Annotated in this window: 18 protein-coding genes; 8 read left to right on the forward strand and 10 right to left on the reverse strand. The window is 65.6% G+C overall.

The window, feature by feature from the left end:
- The first annotated feature begins 199 nt into the window (after nucleotides 1-199).
- From F9929_RS05550 to F9929_RS05575, 6 genes are all read left to right on the forward strand, one after another.
- Entirely contained in the window at nucleotides 200-949 is a 750-nt protein-coding gene (locus F9929_RS05550; protein ID WP_152045547.1) for an electron transfer flavoprotein subunit beta/FixA family protein, read from the forward strand.
- Nucleotides 950-965: 16 nt separating this feature from the next.
- Nucleotides 966-1,895 carry an electron transfer flavoprotein subunit alpha/FixB family protein gene (locus F9929_RS05555; protein ID WP_152045548.1) on the forward strand — a complete coding sequence of 310 codons (930 nt, stop codon included), beginning with the start codon at nucleotides 966-968 and terminating at the stop codon, nucleotides 1,893-1,895.
- Between the two features lie 193 nt (nucleotides 1,896-2,088).
- Nucleotides 2,089-3,423, forward strand: a complete 1,335-nt coding sequence (locus F9929_RS24650; RefSeq protein WP_152045549.1) for a LysM peptidoglycan-binding domain-containing protein — start codon at nucleotides 2,089-2,091, stop codon at nucleotides 3,421-3,423.
- A 181-nt stretch (nucleotides 3,424-3,604) separates the two neighbouring features.
- Complete coding sequence (locus F9929_RS05565; protein WP_235919079.1) at nucleotides 3,605-5,413, forward strand: ABCB family ABC transporter ATP-binding protein/permease; 1,809 nt, start codon at nucleotides 3,605-3,607, stop codon at nucleotides 5,411-5,413.
- Between the two features lie 94 nt (nucleotides 5,414-5,507).
- Nucleotides 5,508-6,206 carry a phosphatidylserine decarboxylase gene (locus F9929_RS05570; RefSeq protein ID WP_152045551.1) on the forward strand — a complete coding sequence of 233 codons (699 nt, stop codon included), beginning with the start codon at nucleotides 5,508-5,510 and terminating at the stop codon, nucleotides 6,204-6,206.
- Entirely contained in the window at nucleotides 6,206-7,063 is an 858-nt protein-coding gene (locus F9929_RS05575; protein ID WP_152045552.1) for a CDP-alcohol phosphatidyltransferase family protein, read from the forward strand. Before F9929_RS05570 ends, F9929_RS05575 begins: the two co-directional genes overlap by 1 nt.
- Here F9929_RS05575 and F9929_RS05580 read toward each other — a convergent pair.
- The 5 genes from F9929_RS05580 to radA all read right to left on the reverse strand — a co-directional run bounded on the left by F9929_RS05580 (nucleotide 7,040) and on the right by radA (nucleotide 12,587).
- Entirely contained in the window at nucleotides 7,040-8,029 is a 990-nt protein-coding gene (locus F9929_RS05580; protein WP_152045553.1) for a KpsF/GutQ family sugar-phosphate isomerase, read from the reverse strand. The two genes, F9929_RS05575 and F9929_RS05580, sit on opposite strands and share 24 nt — an antisense overlap.
- Nucleotides 8,030-8,049: 20 nt before the next feature.
- The gene (locus F9929_RS05585; RefSeq protein ID WP_152045554.1) at nucleotides 8,050-8,793 is read right to left on the reverse strand and encodes an SDR family NAD(P)-dependent oxidoreductase; all 744 of its coding nucleotides are present in this window, start codon (nucleotides 8,791-8,793) and stop codon (nucleotides 8,050-8,052) included.
- Nucleotides 8,786-10,246: an amidophosphoribosyltransferase gene (gene purF / locus F9929_RS05590; RefSeq protein WP_152045782.1), complete on the reverse strand. Its 1,461-nt coding sequence runs from the start codon at nucleotides 10,244-10,246 to the stop codon at nucleotides 8,786-8,788. Before purF ends, F9929_RS05585 begins: the two co-directional genes overlap by 8 nt.
- A gap of 166 nt (nucleotides 10,247-10,412) precedes the next feature.
- Nucleotides 10,413-11,063 (reverse strand): CvpA family protein, encoded by a 651-nt coding sequence (locus tag F9929_RS05595; RefSeq protein WP_152045555.1) that lies wholly within the window; start codon nucleotides 11,061-11,063, stop codon nucleotides 10,413-10,415.
- A 108-nt stretch (nucleotides 11,064-11,171) separates the two neighbouring features.
- A complete protein-coding gene (radA, locus tag F9929_RS05600; protein ID WP_152045556.1) occupies nucleotides 11,172-12,587 on the reverse strand; it encodes a DNA repair protein RadA in 1,416 nt (471 codons plus the stop codon).
- Nucleotides 12,588-12,844: 257 nt separating this feature from the next.
- Here radA and F9929_RS05605 point away from each other — a divergent pair, with 257 nt between their 5' ends.
- Nucleotides 12,845-14,260: an HD-GYP domain-containing protein gene (locus tag F9929_RS05605; protein WP_407922204.1), complete on the forward strand. Its 1,416-nt coding sequence runs from the start codon at nucleotides 12,845-12,847 to the stop codon at nucleotides 14,258-14,260.
- A gap of 41 nt (nucleotides 14,261-14,301) precedes the next feature.
- Here F9929_RS05605 and F9929_RS05610 read toward each other — a convergent pair whose 3' ends face one another.
- From F9929_RS05610 to rpsF, 5 genes are all read right to left on the reverse strand, one after another.
- Nucleotides 14,302-15,789 carry a replicative DNA helicase gene (locus F9929_RS05610; protein ID WP_152045558.1) on the reverse strand — a complete coding sequence of 496 codons (1,488 nt, stop codon included), beginning with the start codon at nucleotides 15,787-15,789 and terminating at the stop codon, nucleotides 14,302-14,304.
- 267 nt (nucleotides 15,790-16,056) lie between these two features.
- Nucleotides 16,057-16,635: a 50S ribosomal protein L9 gene (rplI, locus tag F9929_RS05615; RefSeq protein ID WP_152045559.1), complete on the reverse strand. Its 579-nt coding sequence runs from the start codon at nucleotides 16,633-16,635 to the stop codon at nucleotides 16,057-16,059.
- Between the two features lie 31 nt (nucleotides 16,636-16,666).
- Nucleotides 16,667-17,587 carry a hypothetical protein gene (locus F9929_RS05620; RefSeq protein ID WP_152045560.1) on the reverse strand — a complete coding sequence of 307 codons (921 nt, stop codon included), beginning with the start codon at nucleotides 17,585-17,587 and terminating at the stop codon, nucleotides 16,667-16,669.
- Between the two features lie 136 nt (nucleotides 17,588-17,723).
- Nucleotides 17,724-17,972 (reverse strand): 30S ribosomal protein S18, encoded by a 249-nt coding sequence (gene rpsR / locus F9929_RS05625; protein ID WP_152045561.1) that lies wholly within the window; start codon nucleotides 17,970-17,972, stop codon nucleotides 17,724-17,726.
- Nucleotides 17,973-17,978: 6 nt separating this feature from the next.
- Nucleotides 17,979-18,395, reverse strand: a complete 417-nt coding sequence (rpsF, locus tag F9929_RS05630; protein WP_152045783.1) for a 30S ribosomal protein S6 — start codon at nucleotides 18,393-18,395, stop codon at nucleotides 17,979-17,981.
- A gap of 352 nt (nucleotides 18,396-18,747) precedes the next feature.
- Between rpsF and fabD the strand changes: the two genes are divergently transcribed.
- Nucleotides 18,748-19,689 (forward strand): ACP S-malonyltransferase, encoded by a 942-nt coding sequence (fabD, locus tag F9929_RS05635; RefSeq protein WP_152045562.1) that lies wholly within the window; start codon nucleotides 18,748-18,750, stop codon nucleotides 19,687-19,689.
- Nucleotides 19,690-19,722 lie beyond the last annotated feature (33 nt).

Consider the following 19,722-nt stretch of genomic DNA (forward strand, 5'->3'; position numbering starts at 1 on the left):
ACAACGGAGAATGCCCGCTTGGAACCGCAGCCTGACGGGAAAGTGAAGCGCGGGGCTTGATCGGTAAATTGAAGTATTTCCAATGTTGAAGCCCGTGCCCTTGCGGGTTTGCCTCTGCCGAAGGCGGATGATAAGCGGCGAGGACGCGCCGGCCCGGGCCGCGCCGCATCTCTTGAACGACGACCGCTGGATACCTTCCATGAAGATACTCGTCTGCGTGAAGCGTGTTGTGGACTACAACGTGAAGATCCGGGTGAAAGCGGACGGCACGGGCGTCGATCTGGCCAATGTGAAGATGTCGATGAACCCCTTCGACGAGATCGCCGTGGAAGAGGCGATCCGCCAGAAGGAAAAGGGCGCGGCCACGGAGATCGTCGCCGTGTCGATCGGCCCGCAGCAAGCGCAGGAGACCCTTCGCACGGCCCTCGCCATGGGCGCGGACCGGGGCATCCTGGTGAAGGCGGAAGGCGTGGTCGAGCCCCTGGCAGTCGCCAAGATCCTGAAAGGGGTCGTGGAAGCCGAGAAGCCGGACCTCGTGATTCTCGGCAAGCAGGCGATCGACGACGACGCCAACCAGACGGGCCAGATGCTCGCCGGCCTTCTCGGCTGGGCGCAGGGCACCTTCGCCTACAAGCTGGAACTCTCCGAAGGCAAGGCCACGGTGACACGCGAGGTGGATGGCGGCCTCCAGACGGTGTCCCTGACGCTGCCTGCGATCATCACCACCGACCTTCGCCTCAACGAGCCGCGCTATGCCTCGCTTCCCAACATCATGAAGGCGAAGAAGAAGCCGCTGGAGGAAAAGGCGCCGGGCGATTTCGGGGTCGATACCAGCCCGCGCCTCGAAGTCCTGAAGACGGTCGAGCCCGAAAAGCGCAAAGCGGGCGTGAAGGTCGGCTCGGTGGACGAGTTGATCGCCAAGCTGAAGACCGAAGCCGGCGTGCTCTGACAAGGATCGATGAGATATGACGACGCTTCTGATCGCCGATCACGATAATGCCAGCCTGTCGGACCAGACGGCCAAGGCGCTGACCGCCGCTCTGGCTTTGGGCGGCGATGTCCACGTGCTGGTGGCCGGTGCGGGCGCGCGCCCCGCTGCCGAAGCCGCCGCCGCCCTTGGGGGCGTGGCGAAGGTGCTCCTAGTCGAAGGCGAGGGCCTCGGCCATCGCCTGTCCGAGCCCTTCGCCGATCTTGTGGTGAAGCTCGCCTCCTCCTATGGGGCGATTGTCGCGCCTTCCACCACGACGACACGCAACGTCCTGCCGCGCGTCGCGGCTCTTCTCGACGTGATGCAGGTGTCGGACGTCACCGCCGTTCATGGGTCCGACACGTTCGAGCGACCGATCTATGCCGGCAACGCCGTGCAAACGGTGCGCTCGAGCGATCCGATCAAGGTTCTGACGGTGCGCACCACCGCCTTTGCCGCGGCGGGGGCGGGCGGTTCCGCGCCGATCGAGACGGTGGAAGCCGGCGGCGATGCAGGCCTTTCCGCCTTCGTGGAAGAGAAGCTCGCCGAAAGCGAGCGCCCGGAACTGATGAGCGCGAAGATCGTCGTGTCGGGCGGCAGGGCGCTCGGCTCGAAGGAAAAGTTCGAGGAGGTCGTTCTGCCGCTCGCCGACAAGCTCGGCGCGGCGATCGGGGCGAGCCGCGCGGCGGTGGATGCCGGTTACGCGCCGAACGACTGGCAGGTCGGGCAGACCGGCAAGGTCGTCGCGCCCCAGCTCTACGTCGCCTGCGGCATTTCCGGGGCGATCCAGCATCTGGCCGGCATGAAGGATTCGAAAGTCATCGTCGCCATCAACAAGGACGAGGAAGCGCCGATCTTTCAGGTCGCCGATTACGGTCTCGTGGGCGATCTCTTCGATGTTCTTCCCGAACTGACAAAGAAGCTCTGACGAGTTGATCTGAGCCCCGCCGCCCGCGCCTTCCGCAGCGGGCGGCTTTCCCTGACAAGTTGATATGTTTACCTCGTCACCGCACACTTTCGGCGGCTGACTTGTTCGCAATTCATTGCTTCGTTAAATCTTTGTAAAAGAATGGGCCGCAGCGCGAGGCGACAGCGCGTGGCCGTTTCCAGGCATTGCGAGCATGAACCGTAAGTTTTCAGTTCTCGTTATTTTCTGCATCGTCCTGTTCGGCGCGATACTTGCCGGATATTGGGATATGCTGACCTCGGAAAAGGCACGGCAGGTAGAAGCCTCGGCCGGCGATGCAGGCACGGCGAGCGTCGATGCGGCTCCTTCCGGTCCCGGCGTGCCGGCGTCTGTCGCCCCGTCATCGGAACAGGCTGCTCTCACCCCCAAGGATGCGGCCCCCGCCGCAAGCGCGCCTGCCGCAACCGCTCCCGCCGTATCCGCCCCGTCGAGCGCGCCCGCCGCGCCGCCCGCCAGGATGGATGCTCCGCGCTTCGACATCCTGCGCGTCGAGCCGAACGGCTCGGCCGTGATCGCCGGAAAGGCGGCGCCCGACAGCGAGGTCCGCATCCTGTCCGACGGCCGGGTGATCGCCACCGTAAAGGCGACCCGCGACGGCGATTTCGCGGCCGTTCTGGAGGAGCGCCTTCCCGTCGGCAGCCATCAGCTTCGCATCGAGGCCAAGCGCCCGGACGGCGAGTCGAGCGTGTCGCCGGAAGTCGCCGTCGTCAGCGTGCCGAAACCCGACCAGCCCGACCAGCTTCTCGCCATGATCGAAGCGCCCGGTCAGCCGTCCCGCCTCATCGCGACGCCCAAGGCGGAAGAAGAAGCCGTCGCTTCTCCGTCTTCGGCATCGGCCGCGCCCGGCGGACCCGAAGTCCCGACCGCCGCGCCTGCCGCACAGCCGCCTCAGACCTTCGCCGTCGAGGCGGTGGAGATCGAGAACGGGACGATCTACATCGCCGGCCGTGCCGAAGGCCGTGAGCCGGTCCGCGTTTATGTCGACAACAAGCTCATCGGCGAAGACAAGACCCGCAACGAAGGGCGTTTTCTGGTGACCGCCAAGGCGCCGATCGGCGAGGGCGATCATCGCATCCGCGCCGATGTTCTGGGCTCGAACGGCGCGGTCGCGTCCCGCGTCGAGGTGCCCTTCACCAAGCCCGAGGGCGAAACCATGTCGGCGCTTGCCGGCGCGGTGCCGTCTGCCGCTGGCAGCGATGTTGCCGCAGAGGCTCCCGTCTCTGGCACCGAGACCGCGCAGCCGGAAAAGGCTGGCGGCGAAGAGGTCGCGACCGTCGTGCAGCCCGCCCTGGAAACGGTCGGCGCGCGCGTTCTCATCCGGCGCGGCGACTCGCTGTGGCGGATTTCGCGCAGGACCTATGGTCTCGGCCGGCGCTACACGGTGATCTACCTCGCCAACGGCGATCAGATCCGCAATCCCAACCGCATCTATCCGGGCCAAGTCTTCCGACTGCCGGATCATGAGCAGGGCGGCACCGCCGAGCGCTGACTTGGGGTCGCGGCAAGGCTTTGACGCCTTCCATTGAGAACCGTTCCAACCTAGATGATCGGGGCAAATGGGGTGCCGGACAAGGGTGCCCGTCCCGGACCAGATCGCCTTGCCCCAATCCACGAATCAAACGGTCGACAGCGGCAAGACGCTTTCGACCCTCAAGAACCTTTGGCCCTACATGTGGCCGTCCGGGCGGCCCGATCTGAAGGCGAGGGTGGTCTGGGCGACCTTCTATCTGGTGCTCGCCAAGTTCCTGACGGTCGGCATCCCCTATTTCTACAAGTGGGCGACCGATGCCCTGACCGGGGCCGACAGCGCCGCCAAGGTGCTGCCGCTGATCCTGACCGGTGCGATCACGCTCGTGGTCGCCTACAACGTCGCGCGCATCGTGTCGGTCGCGCTGAACCAGCTTCGCGACGCGCTCTTCGCCAATGTCGGCCAGCACGCGGTTCGCCGGCTCGCCTTCCACACCTTCAACCATCTTCACCGTTTGTCGCTCCGCTTCCATCTGGAACGGCGCACGGGCGGTCTGTCGCGCGTCATCGAGCGCGGCACGAAGGGCATCGAGACGATCGTGCGCTTCGCGATCCTCAATACGCTGCCGACGATTCTGGAATTCGTACTGACGGCCGTGATCTTCGGCTTCGCCTACGGTCTTTCCTACGTACTCGTCGTGAGCCTGACGGTGGCGCTTTATTCGTGGTTCACCATCTGGGCGAGCGACTGGCGCATCAAGATCCGCAAGGAGATGAACGATTCCGACACGGAAGCGAACACGAAGGCCATCGACTCGCTTCTGAACTTCGAGACCGTCAAGTATTTCGGCAACGAGGCGATGGAGGCCGAGCGCTTCGACCGCGCCATGGCGCGCTACGAGAAGGCCGCGACGGACACCTGGGTCTCGCTCGGCTGGCTGAACTTCGGGCAGGGCGTGATCTTCTCTGTCGGCATGGCCGTCGTCATGGTGATGTCCGCCATGGAGGTGCGCGCGGGAACGCAGACGCTCGGCGACTTCGTGTTCGTCAACTCGCTCCTGATGCAACTCTCGATTCCGCTGAACTTCATCGGCTTCATCTATCGCGAACTCCGGCAGGGCCTCACCGACATCGAGGAGATGTTCCTGCTTCTGGACGTGCCGCAGGAAGTGCGCGACCGCGAGGACGCATCGGCCTTATCGGTGACGCAAGGCTCGATCCGCTTCGAGAACGTGCGCTTTCGCTACGAACCGGGACGCGAGATCCTGAAAGGGATCAGCTTCGAGGTGCCGGCCGGCAAGACGGTCGCCATCGTCGGGCCGTCGGGCGCGGGCAAGTCCACGATCTCGCGGCTGCTCTACCGCTTCTACGACATCGAAAGCGGGCGCATCACGGTGGACGGGCAGGACATCGCCGGCGTTACCCAGTCCTCGCTGCGCGCCGCCATCGGCATCGTGCCGCAGGACACCGTGCTCTTCAACGACACGCTGGAATACAACATCCGCTACGGCCGGGTGGAAGCGAGCGACGAGGAGGTGCGGCTGGCGGCGACCCGCGCGCAGATCGGCCCCTTCATCGAGCTTCTGCCGGACGGCTACCGCACCATGGTCGGCGAGCGCGGATTGAAGCTGTCGGGCGGCGAGAAGCAGCGGGTCGCCATCGCCCGCACGCTCCTGAAAGGGCCGCCGATCCTTCTTCTCGACGAGGCGACCTCGGCGCTCGACACCCATACGGAACAGGACATCCAGTCGGCGCTCGAAGAAGCGGCGCGCGAGCGCACCACGCTGACCATCGCGCACCGGCTTTCCACCATCGTCGGCGCGGACGAGATTCTGGTTTTGAAGGCCGGCGAGATCGTGGAGCGCGGCACGCATGCGACGCTCCTTGAAGCCGGCGGCCTTTACGCCGAAATGTGGAGGATGCAGCGCGAAGCGACCGAAGCGGAGGAAGCTTTGCGTCGCGCCCGCGCGGCGGACGAGTTCGGCATCGTGGACCGCCAGCGCCTCGATTGAGGGCAAGCGGGCCCGAAACGCAATCAGCGCTTGAATACGGGGAGTTTTCCGGGTTCAACGCCCTGGCTATCAAATTGAAAGGGCTCCGCGAGGAATGGATATCCTTACCTCGATCCGCAACGTCCTCGTGCCCATTCATCGGGCGGGCTATCCCTTCATCGCGATCTTCTTCGCCGTGTCCGTGGTGCTCGGCTTCTTCTGGCAGCCGCTCTTCTGGATCGGCCTCGTCCTGACGCTCTGGTGCACGATGTTCTTTCGCGACCCGGAGCGCGTGACCCCGCTCGCCGACCATCTGGCCATCAGCCCGGCGGATGGGCGCGTGTCGCTGGTCGGCCATGTCGTGCCTCCGAGCGAGCTCGAACTCGGCACCGACCCGATGCTGCGCGTTTCGATCTTCATGAACGTCTTCGACTGCCACGTGAACCGCGCTCCGATGCGCGGGCGCATCGCGCGGATCGCCTATCGCGAGGGCGAGTTCCGCAATGCCGAACTCGACAAGGCGAGCGAGGTCAACGAGCGCAACTCCATGGTGATCGATACGCCGAAGGGCGAGATCGGCGTCGTGCAGATCGCCGGGCTCGTGGCGCGGCGCATCCTCTGCTTTTCCGCCACCGGCGACCGGGTGGAGGCGGGCGAGCGCTTCGGCCTGATCCGCTTCGGCTCGCGCCTCGACATCTACCTGCCCGAAGGCGCCAAGCCGCGCGTCGCGGAAGGGCAGAAGGCGGTGGCGGGTGAAACCGTGATCGCGGAATTTGCGGAAGGCCCGACCACCTATCCGGCGCGGCGCGACTGATGGCATCGCCCTTCCAGCCGTTCGAGCCTCCGGTTCCCGATTACGACCGCGACGAGCGCGCGGCGTCGCCCGCGCGCCACCGCATTCCGGTGCGGCACATCATCCCGAACCTCATCACCATCGTCGCCATCTGCGCCGGGATGACCGGAATGCGCCTCGCCTTCGAGGGGCGCTTCGAGGTGGCGGTAGGGCTGGTGATCGCCGCGGCGCTTCTCGACGGCATCGACGGGCGTATCGCGCGGATGCTGAAAGGGCAGAGCCGGTTCGGCGCGGAAATGGATTCGCTTGCCGATATCGTGAATTTCGGCGTGGTGCCCGCCATGGTGCTCTATGCTTACTCGCTGCACAATGCCGGCTCGCTCGGCTGGATCGCGGCGCTCCTTTATGCAGCGACCTGCGCGCTGCGTTTGGCACGCTTCAACACCATGCTGGACGCGCCCAAGCCCTCCTGGCAGTCGAAGTTCTTCACCGGCGTTCCGGCCCCCGCCGGGGCGGGGCTGGCGATGTTTCCGGTTTATCTCGGCTTTACCGGGCTCGAACTCGGCGACCCGCGCATCGCCGCGATCCTGTCGGCGGTTTATCTCCTGGTGGTCGGCTTCCTGATGGCGAGCCGCATTCCGACATGGTCGGGCAAGACGATCGGGCTTCGCGTGCGCCGCGATTACGTGATTCCGGTCACGCTCGGCGTCGTTCTCTACATCGTCCTTCTGGCGAGCTTCCTTTGGGAAACGCTGACGGTGACGGTGCTGGTTTATTACGTCTCGATCCTGTTCTCCGTGCGGGATTATCGCCGCATCGCAAGACGCAACGAGCGCGAGGAAAACGCCGCCGGATCAAACGATCCCGAGTTGCAATAGGTCCTTCAACTGGACGACACCGCAGATCGCGCCGTCCTCGCCAGTGATGAAGAGGGCTGACACGCGCTTTTCCTCGCAAAGCGCCAGCGCATCGACCGCGAGGCATGCCGATTCGATCGACAAGGGGCTCGGCGTCATGATGTCCCCGGCCGACCGGTCGAGCGTCGCCTGCGCGTTCAAGGCGCGGCGAAGATCCCCGTCCGTCACGACTCCGACGAAGCGCTCGTTCTCGTAAACCGCCGTCGCGCCGCGCTGGCCCTTGCTGATCGTGGCGATGACCTCGATCATCGGGCTCGCGACCGAAACGCGGGGCACTTCTTTCAGATGCGGCAGCCGGTCCAGCACCTCGTGCATCTTCAGAAGCTGTGCGCCGAGTTTGCCGGCCGGATGGAACTTGGCGAAATCGTCGCGCCCGAAATCGCGGACGCGGATGAGGGCCGATGCGAGCGCGTCGCCGAGAACCAAGCTCATCGTGGTGGAAGTCATGGGCGCAAGCGACAGGGGGCAAGCTTCGGCCGCGTCCGGCAGGCGCAGGATCGCGTCGGCATAGCGCCCGAGACTGGACGTGGGCCGCGCCGTCATGGCCACGAGCCGCACCCGGAAGCGCCGGCAATATTCCACGATCGGCAGAAGTTCCTGGCTTTCACCGGAATTGGAGATGGCGATCACGAGATCGGCGCCGCCGATCATGCCGAGGTCGCCATGCGCGGCCTCGGCGGCGTGGAGGAAGAAGGCCGGCGTGCCCGTGGAAGCCAGCGTCGCCGCGATCTTCTGCCCGACATGGCCGGACTTGCCGATGCCGGTGACGACCACGCGCCCCTCGCAGGCTTCAACCAGTTCCACGACGCGAGCGAACTCGGCGTCGATGGAGGAGGCGAGCGCTCGAAGGCCCTCGATCTCCGTGGCGATGGTCTGCCGCGCGGTTTCCACCGGGTCGGCGAGGCTGAGCGAACGAGCGTGCTGCATGACGGGAAGCCGGCGCGTCGTCAGGAAGGAAGGTGGTAGGTGATGAAGCGGTTCTCGCGCACCTTAAAGAGCCCGCCCGTTTCTTTCAGATCGGGCAAGGCCAGCGGCAGGATGCGGGAGGCGACGTCATGCGCCGACGGCAGCGACAACGGGTCCTCGCCCGGCATCGCCAGCGCCCGCATCGCGGTGCGGGTCGCGCCCGGATCGGCCGAGTTGACGCGAAGCGGCAGGGTGTCCGTTTCGTTCGCCCAGGAACGCACCATCGCCTCGCAGGCCGCCTTGGTCGCGGCATAGAGGCTCCAGAACGCCTTGGCGCTGTGGGCGGCACCCGAAGACAGAACGATGGCGCGGCCGGCATCCGAACGGCGCAGGAGCGGATCGACGGCACGGATCACCCGCCACGTCGCCGTGACGTTGACCGTCATCGTGCGCTCGAAGACCTTCGCCTCGATATGGCCGATGGGCGACAGGACGCCGAGAAGGGCGGCGTTGGCGACAAGCACGTCGAGCTTGCCCCAGCGCTCGGCGATCGCGCCGCCGAGCCGGTCGATGCCGTTCATGTCGGTAAGGTCGAGCGGCACGAGGGTCGCCGAGGAGCCGAGCGCCTTGATCTCGTCGTCCAGTTCTTCGAGGCCCCCGACCGTGCGGGCGACGGCCACGACATGCGCGCCTTCGCCGGCGAGAAGCTTGGCGATCTCGTAACCGATGCCGCGCGACGCGCCGGTGACGAGCGCGACGCGTCCTTCCAGCCGCCGATCAACCATTGCCGCCGAGCACCGAAAGCTGGCGGACGTTGTCGGCGCCGTCGAGATCGGTCAGCGACGTCGGGTAATCGCCGGTGAAGCAGGCATCGCAGAATTGCGGCGCATGCGGGTTGCGGCCCGGCTCGTCGGTCGCGCGGTAAAGGCCGTCGATGGAGATGAAGGACAGGGAGTCCACCTGGATGAACTCCGCCATTTCCTCGATGCTCATGCGCGAGGCGAGGAGCTTGGAGGTTTCGGGCGTGTCGACGCCGTAGAAGCAACTCGAGCGTGTCGGCGGGGAGGCGATGCGCATATGCACCTCCTTCGCGCCGGCCTCGCGCACCATGCGCACGATCTTCTGGCTTGTGGTGCCGCGCACGATGGAATCGTCCACGAGCACGACTCGCTTGCCCTCGATCATGCGCCGGTTGGCGTTGTGCTTCAGCTTCACGCCCATATGGCGGATCGCGTCGCCGGGCTGGATGAAGGTGCGCCCGACATAATGGTTGCGGATGATGCCGAGCTCGAAGGGAATGCCGGCTTCCTGCGCGTAGCCGATGGCGGCCGGAACGCCGGAATCGGGCACCGGCACCACGACATCGGCCTCGTCGCTGCTTTCGCGGGCGAGTTCCGCGCCGATGCGCTTGCGGATTTCGTAGACGTTGCGGCCTTCCACCTGGCTGTCCGGCCGGGCGAAGTAGACATATTCGAAGATGCAGAAGCGCGGGCGGCGCTTCTGGAACGGGAAGATGCTCTCGATCCCGTCCTTCGTGATCACCACCATCTCGCCCGGCTCGATGTCGCGCACGAAATCGGCGCCGATGATGTCGAGGGCGCAGGTCTCGGAAGCGAGGATCATTGAGCCCTCGAACTTGCCGAGAACCAGCGGGCGGATGCCGAGCGGGTCGCGCACGCCGACCATGGAATGGGGCGACAGGCCGACCACGGAGAAGGAGCCTTCCAGCCGGGACAGGGCGTCGATCAGCTTCTCGTTGAAGTGCCGTGCGCCGCTGGTGGCGACGAGATGGAGGATGGTTTCGGTGTCGGACGTGGAGGAGAAGATCGAGCCGCGCCGTTGAAGCTCGCGCTGCACCGTCATAGCGTTGGTGATGTTGCCGTTATGGGCGACCGCGAAACCGCCGGAAGAGAGTTCGGCGAAGAAGGGCTGGACGTTTCGAAGGCCGCCGCCGCCCGAGGTGGCGTAACGGGTGTGACCGATGGAGGCGAGGCCGGGCAGGCGCTCCAGCACGCTCTGGCTGGTGAAGGTATCGCCGATGAGGCCCGCATGGCGCTCGATATGGAACTGCGCGCCGTCGTGGCTGACGATCCCCGCCGCTTCCTGGCCGCGATGCTGGAGGGCGTGGAGGCCGAGCGCCACGAAACGCGACGCATCCTCTCTGCCGAACATGCCGAAGACGCCGCATTCCTCGTGGAGGCTGTCGTCGTCCGGACCGCCGAAGGGTGTCTCGTCCATGATCAGGCTCATCTCACGAAACGACCTTGGCGCCGTCCGGTCTCAAGGGAACCGTGGCGCCGAATGCCGTGCGTTGCAGAAGTGTCGTATATAGTCGGTTCCTCGCTGCGATGCGAGATGGCGGATGCCATTCGCGCTGTCGCGAACGAGAATCATTCTCAAGAGCTTAATTGGCCGGAGCCGGCTGCTGCGGCGCGTCCGGCTCTTCGCCGGGCGCATCGCCGGAATTGCCGATGACGCCTTCGATCGTGCTCGGTTCCTGCGGGCTTTGCCCGGTCGCCGGCTCGGCCTCCTGGCGCTCGAGCTTTTCGCGCAGAGCGGCGGGCAGAAGCTCGATCGGCTTTTGCGGCACGGCGGCTTCCAGACGCGCGCCGAGATCGTCGAGCATCGGCTTGGAACGGGCGTTGGCCACCCAGCCCGGCTGGCTTTCCGGGGGCGTCAGGAAGTTGAAGAGCAGCATGGCGACGACGACGAGCAGAAGCCCGCGCACCGCCCCGAACAGGAAGCCGAGCATCCGGTCCAACGCGCCGACGCGGCTGTCGATGATGAAATCGGCGATGCGCAGCGTGATGAAGGATACGACGATCAGCGTGACCACGAAGACGATGCCGGCGGCGCCGATCATCGCGACCTTCTCGTTGTTGACGTATTGCTGCACGTAAGGCGTCAGCGGGGCGTAGAAGAAGAAAGCGGCCGCCGCTGCAGCCACCCAGGACAGGATCGACAGGACCTCGCGCGAGAAGCCGCGCACCATGGCGAGCAACGCCGAAATCAGCGTCACGCCAAGAAGAATCCCATCGAGCAGGGTGACGGTCATCGCGTCGGGGCCTCGTTTTCTCTGAGCGCGGCCGGAAGAAGCGCGCGCCAAGCCGTGCCCGGAAGGTGGGACGGACGGCAGAACGGCCTGCCTCATAAGCCTTTTCGTTCAGGAATCATAGTCGATCGCCTCCGGTGCTCCCCGGCCACGGCCGCTGCCTGCCACTTGCGCGACGAGATGGGGCAGCGTTTCGATCTCGTGGGTCAGCCCATCGCGCATCCGGCCCGCATCCTTGGAGAGTTCCGGCAGGACGGCCTGGGCGAAACCGAGCTTCTCGGCTTCCTTGATGCGCTGGCCGGCATGGGCGACGGGGCGCACCGCGCCGGAGAGGCTGATCTCGCCGAAATAAACGCAGTCCGAGGGAAGGGCCATGCCGGAGAGCGACGACACGAGCGCGGCCGCCACCGCCAAGTCCGCCGCAGGCTCGGAAATGCGATAGCCGCCCGCGACGTTGAGATACACGTCGTGTTGGCCGAGGCGCACGCCGCAATGGGCTTCCAGAACCGCCAGCACCATGGCGAGTCGCGCCGAATCCCAGCCGACGATGGCGCGGCGCGGCGTGCCGAGCGAGGTGGGGGCGACAAGCGCCTGGATTTCCACCAGAACCGGCCGCGTGCCTTCCATGCCAGCGAAGACGGCGGCGCCCGGCGCCTTGCCGTTGCGCTCGCCGAGAAAAAGCTCGGAGGGGTTCTGTACCTCGCGAAGGCCGGCATCGCCCATTTCGAAGACGCCGATCTCGTCGGTCGGCCCGAAGCGGTTCTTGACGGTGCGCAGGATGCGGAAGTGATGGCCGCCTTCGCCTTCGAAATAAAGCACGGCATCCACCATGTGCTCCACGACGCGCGGGCCGGCAATCTGGCCGTCCTTGGTGACGTGGCCGACGAGGATCACCGCCGCGCCGCTAGCTTTCGCGTAGCGCACCAGCGACTGCACGCCCTGGCGCACCTGCGTCACCGTGCCGGGCGCAGAGTCCGCCATGTCGGACCACAGGGTCTGGATGGAATCGATGATCACGAGATCGGGCCGGCGCTCTTGCGCCAGCGTCGCCAGGATGTCCTCGACATTGGTTTCGGCCATCAGTTGCACGTCGGTATCGGCGGCGCGAAGGCGCTGGGCGCGAAGGCGCACCTGCGCGACGGCCTCTTCGCCCGACACGTAGACGACCTTGTGCCCGGCGCGTGCCAAACCGGCCGCCGATTGCATGAGAAGGGTGGACTTGCCGATGCCCGGATCGCCGCCGATCAGGATGGCGGAACCCCGCACGATGCCGCCGCCCGTCGCCCGGTCGAACTCGGCGATGCCGGTGTGGATGCGCGGCGCTTCCTCCATCTCGCCCGAAAGCGGCATGAGCGCCACGGGCTTGCCCTTGCGAAGCGAGCCGCGCTGCGGCCCGCCGCCGATGCCGCCCGCGACATTCTCCTCGACGATGGTGTTCCACTCGCCGCAAGCCTCGCACTTGCCCTGCCAGCGCGTGGTGACGTTGCCGCAATTCTGGCAGACGAAGGAAAGCTTCTGCTTGGCCATGGCTCGTTCGAAAATGTCCCGTTTCCATCAAATGGCATGGGAACAAAAAGGAAACAAGGGAGCGTTTCGCGACTTGGCCGGGTCTGCTTTCCTCATATGGCCGCTGGGCGAAGGGGGCGCCGGGACCTCACCGGAAGTGAATGGGGCGGCGAAGGTTAACGCCGGCTGAGTTCGGCTCTGAGCATTCTCTCCCGCATATTCGTCGGGCGGGAACGAGTGAGCGGCTAAAGATAATCGTCCCGTTGCAGAGTTCGGCCGTGTACGATCTTCCCACCCTCCCGAGCAGCCTCGATCCGCGCCCGATTCCGAGTGTTTCGGCAGGTTCCCAACTGCAGCTATCGGAGCTTCTGGGTGCGCTGAGCTACGCGCTCGACCTGACCGAGGGCCAGCCCATCGGCCATTGCGTGCGCGCAACCTGGATCGGTCTGCGGATCGGCCGGCAGATGGGTCTGCCCGACGCCGAGCTTTGGGAGCTCTACTACACGGTGATGCTCAAGGACCTCGGCTGCTCCAGCAATGCCGCGCGCATCTGCGAACTCTATATGTCGGACGACATTTCCTTCAAACGCGATTCCAAGACGCTCGGCGAGAGCCTGCCGAAAGTGCTCGGCTTCATCATGTCCCATACCGGCCAGCGATCCGCGCTGGGCGCGCGCCTTCGCGCCATTCTCCATATCGTCCAGAATGGCAGCCGGATCGTGGACGAGATCATCGAAACGCGCTGCCAGCGGGGTGCTCAGATCGCCGCCAAGCTGCGTTTCCCGGTCGCGGTCTCGCGAGGCATCTACTCGCTGGACGAGCACTGGAACGGCGGCGGGCGGCCCGACCGGCTGGCCGGCGAGGCGATCCCGCTTTACGCCCGCATCGCGCTCCTGGCGCAGGTCGTGGACGTGTTCCATCAGGCCGCGGGCCGTGAGGCGGCGCTGGCCGAAGTGCGGGCCCGGTCGGGGGCTTGGTTCGATCCGGCCCTGGTCGCGTCGTTCGAGGAAGCTGCAAGGGACGAGGCCTTCTGGCAGATCCTTTCTTCGCCCGATATCGGCGACACGGTGTTCCATCTCGAGCCGGGCTTTGGTTCGATCGTGCTGGACGAGGTCTATCTCGACGATATCGCGGAAGCCTTCGCGGAGGTCATCGACTCCAAGAGCCCCTTCACCTCCGGTCATTCCGAGCGCGTCGCCGCCTATGCCGTTCTGGTCGCGACCGAACTCGGCTACGCACCCGACCGCCTTCGCTGGCTGCGCCGTGCGGCGCTTCTTCACGACATCGGCAAGCTCGGCGTGTCGAACGCCATTCTGGACAAGAACGGCAAGCTCGACACCGAGGAATGGACGGCGATGCGTCAACACGCGTCCGAGTCGCAGAGCATCCTGTCGCGCGTGCCGGCCTTTGCCGAGATGGCCAATGTCGGCGGCGCCCATCACGAGCGTCTGGATGGCAAAGGCTATCCGCTTGGGCTTTCGGCGGAGAAGATCGATCTCGACACGCGGATCGTGACCGTGGCGGACGTCTTCGACGCATTGACCGCCGATCGTCCGTACCGTGCGGCCATGCCGACGGAACGAGCGCTCGACATCATGCGGGCCGATGTCGGCACCGCCTTCGATCCTCTATGCTTCGACGCGCTGCTGCGCGCGATCGGCCGGGCGGAAAACGCGCTGGCGAACGCCGCATGACAGCGGCGAGTGCCCCCTTGCGATGAGCACTCAGGCTCGTCCTATTCGAACCGCTCCGGCAGATAGGCTTCCTCGGCAAGGTCCGTGAAGCGCGTATATTCCGCCTGGAAGGCGAGGGGCGCGGTGCCGGTGGGTCCGTGGCGCTGTTTGGCGACGATGACCTCGGCCTTGCCCCGCGCCTCGTTCATCTCGGTTTCCCAGTTGATGTGCTCCTGGGTGCCTTGCTTGGGCTCCTTGGCCTGAAGGTAGTATTCCTCGCGGTACACGAAGAGTACCACGTCGGCGTCCTGCTCGATCGAGCCCGATTCGCGAAGGTCGGAAAGCTGCGGGCGCTTGTCGTCGCGCGATTCCACCTGACGCGACAACTGCGACAGGGCGATGATCGGCACGTTCAGCTCCTTCGCCAGCGCCTTCAGGCCCGTCGTGATCTCGGTGATCTCCTGCACGCGGTTGCCGCTCGTTTTGGACGAGCCCTGCATGAGCTGAATATAGTCGATGATCATCACGTCGAGGCCGCGCTGGCGCTTTAGGCGGCGGGCGCGCGCGGCGAGCTGCGCGATGGAGATGCCGCCGGTCTGGTCGATATAGAAGGGGATGCGCTGCATCGTCTCGGAACAGGCGATGAGCTTCACCAGCTCCGAATCCGTGATCGTGCCGCGCCGGATCTTGGAGGAGGAGATTTCCGTCTGCTCCGACACGATACGGGTGGCGAGCTGTTCGGAGGACATTTCGAGCGAGAAGAAGGCGACGACGCCGCCGTTCTTGGCCACCACCGATCCGTCGGACTGCTCAGCCGGCTCGAAGGCGGCGGCGATGTTGAAGGCGATGTTGGTAACGAGCGAGGTCTTGCCCATGGCGGGACGGCCGGCCAGCACGATCAAGTCGGAGCGCTGCAAGCCGCCGAGCCGGCGGTCCAGCGTCATGATGCCGGTGGAAATGCCGGACAGGCCGCCGTCGCGATCCTTGGCCGCGGTCGCCATCTGGACGGCGAGCGTCAGTGCTTCGGTGAAGGGCTGGAAGCCGCCGTCGTAGCGCCCGTTCTCGGCCAGTTCGAACAAGCGTCGCTCGGCGTCCTCGATCTGGTTCTTCGGCTCCATGTCGAGCGGCGCGTCGAAGGCGATGTTCACCATGTCCTCGCCGATGCGGATCAGCGAGCGGCGGATGGCGAGATCGTAGATCGCGCGGCCGTAGTCGTTGGTGTTGATGATCGTCGTGGCTTCGGCCGCGAGGCGCGCCAGATATTGCGCGACGGTGATGTCGCCGACGCGGTCGTTGGCCGCGAGGAACGTCTTGATCGTGACGGGCGTCGCGATCTTGCCCATGCGGATCATTTCGGAGGTCTTGGCGAAGATCTCGCGGTGAAGCGGCTCGTGGAAATGGTCCGGCTTCAGATAATCGTGGACGATGTAATAGGCATCGTTGTTGACGAGCATCGCGCCGAGCAGCGCCTGCTCGGCTTCGATGTTGTTCGGCGCTTCGCGGTACAACGCCGCCGCGTCGTCGTGAAGCTTCAAGACCGCTTCCGCCATGGCCGCCCCTTTCAATCAGAAGATCCCCCTTCTATCGAATTCGGGAGCGACCTTCCAACTCTAAAGCACCGTAGATAAGGACGAAATTCCTATCCGTGAAGAGCGAGGACAAGCTGTGGACAAGCTTGGATCATCGCGATCCGATCCGCCCGAACATCCGACGATGCCCGGCCGCCGACCAAAACCGAAGAAGCGCGAGCCGAAAAGCAAAAGGCCCCGGCGGTTGGTTCTCACCGCCGGGGCCTTCGATGGGCAAAACTGCCGAGATCAGTTCGACTCGGACTCGCCCTCGACTTCTTCCTCGTCGAGCACTTCCTCGTCGTAGTTCTCTTCCTCGTCCGCGCCGTAGATGGCGGCGGCGGAGTTCAGGTTCTCGCCGCGCGCCTGGCGGTCGGCTTCGTCCTGCGAACGGGCGATGTTGAAGGAGACTTCAAGCTCGACGTCCGGGTGAAGCGAGAGGGTGACCTCGTGCAGGCCGATGGTCTTGATCGGCTGCTTCATCTGGGCAGCGTTGCGGCTGACCTTCACGCCTTCGGCGGCCAGAAGATCGGTGATGTCGCGCGCCGACACCGAACCGTAGAGCTGGCCGGTCTCGCCCGCCGAGCGGATGATCACGAAGGTGCGGCCGCGAAGCTGGCCGGCGATGCCGAAGGCTTCCTGCTTGCGCTCTTCGTTGCGGGCGACGAGGTCGGCCTTCTGCGACTCGAACTTGGCGCGGTTGGCTTCGTTGGCACGAAGCGCGCGGCCGCTCGGCAGAAGGAAGTTGCGGGCAAAGCCGTCCTTGACGCGGACGGTGTCGCCCATCTGGCCGAGGCGGGCGATGCGCTCGAGGAGAATGACTTCCATTGGTTTGTTCCTTTCGAGGTTCTTGGAAGGTTCAGGAGGAGATTGCCGCCGGCCGGCGCGCGGTCTCGGATAGGCCGATGATCGTCGCGACGAGAAGCGGAAAGGTGAGGATCATCACCGCCATGTAGTAGGCGAAGAGGATCAGGCCGCGAGAGCGCGTGGCGCGCGTCATGCGGTGGATGGCCGCAAGGCCGGCCAGCGTGAAGGCCATGCCGAAGCTGCCCGCGACCACCGCCCCGACGGTGCCGAGAGCACCGGGGGCGAAGCTCGATAGAAGCGCTGCGCCGAACACGGGAAGCGCCGCGCGCGGAAGGACAGAAGCGACGGTCGGCAGGTCGTCTCGCGCACGCTGCAGCCGGCCCGACAGGCGGGTGATGGTCGCCGCCAGATAAAGGCACAGCACGAACACGAGAACGAGCAGCGCCGGCTGGAAGAAGGGGATGATCGCCACGACCTGATGGGCGAAGGCGTCGAGTTGCTCGGACGGCGCCTCGGGGCCGAACTGGGTGGCGAGCGCGCGCGAAAGCTCGTCGCCGATCGCCTGCGGGTCGTAGCCGACGATCCAGCCGACCAGAAGGCAGATGACGGCGACGATCGCGCTGATGCCGAAGAGGATGCGGGAAACGGGATACCAGTCGAGACCGCCGGGGCTGGTTTCGTTCGGCCGGGCAAGGCCCGCGACATGGCCGATCAAGGCGGCGGGAAGCGAGATGGAAACAAACAGCAATCCCCCGCTCGCCAGCGATCCGGTGACGCTTGCGACCGTGACGGCTGCCGTGAGGGCGGCGATGAAGCCGACGACGCTGCCCCAGCCAAGGCTGGCGATCAGGATCGGCAGGGGGGCGACGAGGGACAGGAGGATGGCGAGCGTCGACTGCACCACGACGCCCGCGAAAAGCAGGGCGGCGGCAAATCCGGCGGCAAGGCCGATGACGATCGCGGAAGGTTTCATCGACGGTGTCGCTGTCCTGCATGGCGGCAGTTAGGGGTCTATTGCCCCAACATGGCATTTCATTGCTTGCATCCGCCCGGCGCCGGTGGACGGAAGGAGGAGGCGGGCCGAACGAGCCCGCCGCCGAAATCGGTGCTTACTTCAGAACGTAAGGCAGAAGGCCGAGGAAGCGGGCGCGCTTGATCGCCTGGGCGAGGGCGCGCTGGTTCTTCTGGGAAACGGCCGTGATGCGGGACGGAACGATCTTGCCGCGCTCGGAAATGTAGCGCTGCAGAAGGCGAACGTCCTTGTAGTCGATCTTCGGCGCGTCGGACGCGGCGAAGGGATCGGACTTCCGGCGGCGATGGAACGGCCGGCGGGTCGGCATCTGGGAAACATCGACCATGACTGATTACTCCCCGTCGTTCGAACGTTCGCGGCGCGGCGGGCGGTCGTCGCGGTCGCGGCGCGGCGGGCGGTCGTCACGATCGCGGCGCGGACGGTCGTCGCGCTTCTGCATCATGACCGACTGGCCGTCCTCATGCGCATCGACCTTGATGGTGATGTAGCGCAGGATGTCTTCGTTGAAGCGCATCTGGCGCTCCATCTCCTGCACCGCCGCCGCCGGGGCGTCGATGTTGATCAGGGTGTAGTAGGCCTTCCGGTTCTTCTTGATCCGGTAGGTGAGGGTCTTGAGACCCCAGTTCTCGACCTTGCCGACAGAGCCGCCATTCTCTTCGATCACGGCGCGGAACGTGTCCACGAGCTGATCGACCTGCTGGCCGCTGATGTCCTGGCGGGCGAGAAACACGTGCTCGTAGAGAGCCATGGCGCTTCGCCTTTCCATTGATCTTCGCGTCGTCGTTGACCCGGAACAGCGGCTAAGCCTCTGCGACTCTCCTGTCCGGCATGAAGCCGTTGGTGGGGAAAGGCGCGTCGCAACTGGACGGTCGAGAGCGGGGACACGGGAAGCGGACGCGTCCTTTCGGACGCGACCTCATGCTGCGCGAGCAGCATCCTCCGTTCAGCCCCCGGCTTGTTTCCGGGCAATGACGAGGGCTCCGATACAGGATGGAGCCGGCGAAGACAAGCATCGAGCGTCAATCGATGGGCAACGCCTTGACATATGGCCGGCTTCACGCCTTGAAGACCCCGTTTTCCACCCGGAGTTCCTTGCGGCCATGACATTCGCCTTGATCTTTCCCGGCCAGGGAAGCCAGAGCACCGGCATGGGCCGCGCGCTGTTCGACGCTTATCCCGAAAGCCGCGCGGTGTTCGCCGAAGTCGACGAGGCGCTCGGCCAGAAGCTGTCGACCCTGATCTTCGAGGGTCCCGAAGACGAGCTGACGCTGACGGCCAACGCCCAGCCGGCGATCATGGCGGTGTCGCTCGCCGCGCTGCGGGCGATGGAAGCGCGGGGCTTCACGGTTTCGCGCTCGGCTTTCGTCGCCGGCCATTCGCTCGGCGAATATTCGGCGCTCGCCGCCGCCGGCGCTCTCGAGGTCGGCCAAACGGCGAAGCTGCTTCGCATTCGCGGCGACGCCATGCAGAAGGCGGTGCGTGTCGGGGAAGGGGCGATGGCCGCGATCCTCGGTCTCGAATCCGATGCCGTCGCCGCGCTCTGCGCTGAGGCCGAAGCGGAAGGCGGCGTGTGCCGGCCCGCCAACGACAATGGCGGCGGGCAGATCGTGATCTCCGGCAGCGCCGAAGCGGTGGCGCGCGCGGTTGCGGCCGCGCCGGGGAAGGGCGCCAAGCGCGCGATCCCGTTGTCGGTGTCCGCACCCTTCCATTGCAGCCTGATGCAGCCGGCGGCCGACGCCATGTCGCAAGCGCTGGCGGATGCCCAGATCGCCGCGCCCCGCGTGCCGCTCGTCGCCAATGTCACGGCCTCGCCCATTTCCGACCCAGCCGAAATTCGCGCCCGATTGGTGGAACAGGTCACCGGACAGGTGCGCTGGCGCGAATCGGTGGAGTTCATGGCCGGCGCGGGTGTCGGCACGCTGGTGGAGATCGGCAACGGCAAGGTCTTGTCTGGTCTCGCCAAGCGCATCGACAAGTCGCTCGGCTCGGTGAATATCGGCTCGCCGGCCGAGATCGACGCCGCTCTCGCCCAACTGGTTTGAGTTTTTTGAGCACAACGCAGCTTCTGGGAGGCA

Source organism: Aureimonas psammosilenae (assembly GCF_009176975.1).
Taxonomy (GTDB): Bacteria; Pseudomonadota; Alphaproteobacteria; order Rhizobiales; family Rhizobiaceae; genus Plantimonas; species Plantimonas psammosilenae.

Bases quoted from the DNA above. Each gene is read 5' to 3' on its own strand.
- F9929_RS05555 (WP_152045548.1), top strand. From the start codon at position 966: ATGACGACGCTTCTGATCGCCGATCACGATAATGCCAGCCTGTCGGAC.
- F9929_RS05585 (WP_152045554.1), bottom strand. From the start codon at position 8,793: ATGGTTGATCGGCGGCTGGAAGGACGCGTCGCGCTCGTCACCGGCGCG.
- F9929_RS05580 (WP_152045553.1), bottom strand. From the start codon at position 8,029: ATGCAGCACGCTCGTTCGCTCAGCCTCGCCGACCCGGTGGAAACCGCG.
- F9929_RS05550 (WP_152045547.1), top strand. From the start codon at position 200: ATGAAGATACTCGTCTGCGTGAAGCGTGTTGTGGACTACAACGTGAAG.
- rplI (WP_152045559.1), bottom strand. From the start codon at position 16,635: ATGGAAGTCATTCTCCTCGAGCGCATCGCCCGCCTCGGCCAGATGGGC.
- radA (WP_152045556.1), bottom strand. From the start codon at position 12,587: ATGGCCAAGCAGAAGCTTTCCTTCGTCTGCCAGAATTGCGGCAACGTC.
- purF (WP_152045782.1), bottom strand. From the start codon at position 10,246: ATGGACGAGACACCCTTCGGCGGTCCGGACGACGACAGCCTCCACGAG.
- F9929_RS05565 (WP_235919079.1), top strand. From the start codon at position 3,605: ATGTGGCCGTCCGGGCGGCCCGATCTGAAGGCGAGGGTGGTCTGGGCG.
- rpsF (WP_152045783.1), bottom strand. From the start codon at position 18,395: ATGGCTCTCTACGAGCACGTGTTTCTCGCCCGCCAGGACATCAGCGGC.
- F9929_RS05570 (WP_152045551.1), top strand. From the start codon at position 5,508: ATGGATATCCTTACCTCGATCCGCAACGTCCTCGTGCCCATTCATCGG.
- F9929_RS05595 (WP_152045555.1), bottom strand. From the start codon at position 11,063: ATGACCGTCACCCTGCTCGATGGGATTCTTCTTGGCGTGACGCTGATT.
- F9929_RS05610 (WP_152045558.1), bottom strand. From the start codon at position 15,789: ATGGCGGAAGCGGTCTTGAAGCTTCACGACGACGCGGCGGCGTTGTAC.
- F9929_RS24650 (WP_152045549.1), top strand. From the start codon at position 2,089: ATGAACCGTAAGTTTTCAGTTCTCGTTATTTTCTGCATCGTCCTGTTC.
- F9929_RS05620 (WP_152045560.1), bottom strand. From the start codon at position 17,587: ATGAAACCTTCCGCGATCGTCATCGGCCTTGCCGCCGGATTTGCCGCC.
- fabD (WP_152045562.1), top strand. From the start codon at position 18,748: ATGACATTCGCCTTGATCTTTCCCGGCCAGGGAAGCCAGAGCACCGGC.
- F9929_RS05575 (WP_152045552.1), top strand. From the start codon at position 6,206: ATGGCATCGCCCTTCCAGCCGTTCGAGCCTCCGGTTCCCGATTACGAC.
- rpsR (WP_152045561.1), bottom strand. From the start codon at position 17,972: ATGGTCGATGTTTCCCAGATGCCGACCCGCCGGCCGTTCCATCGCCGC.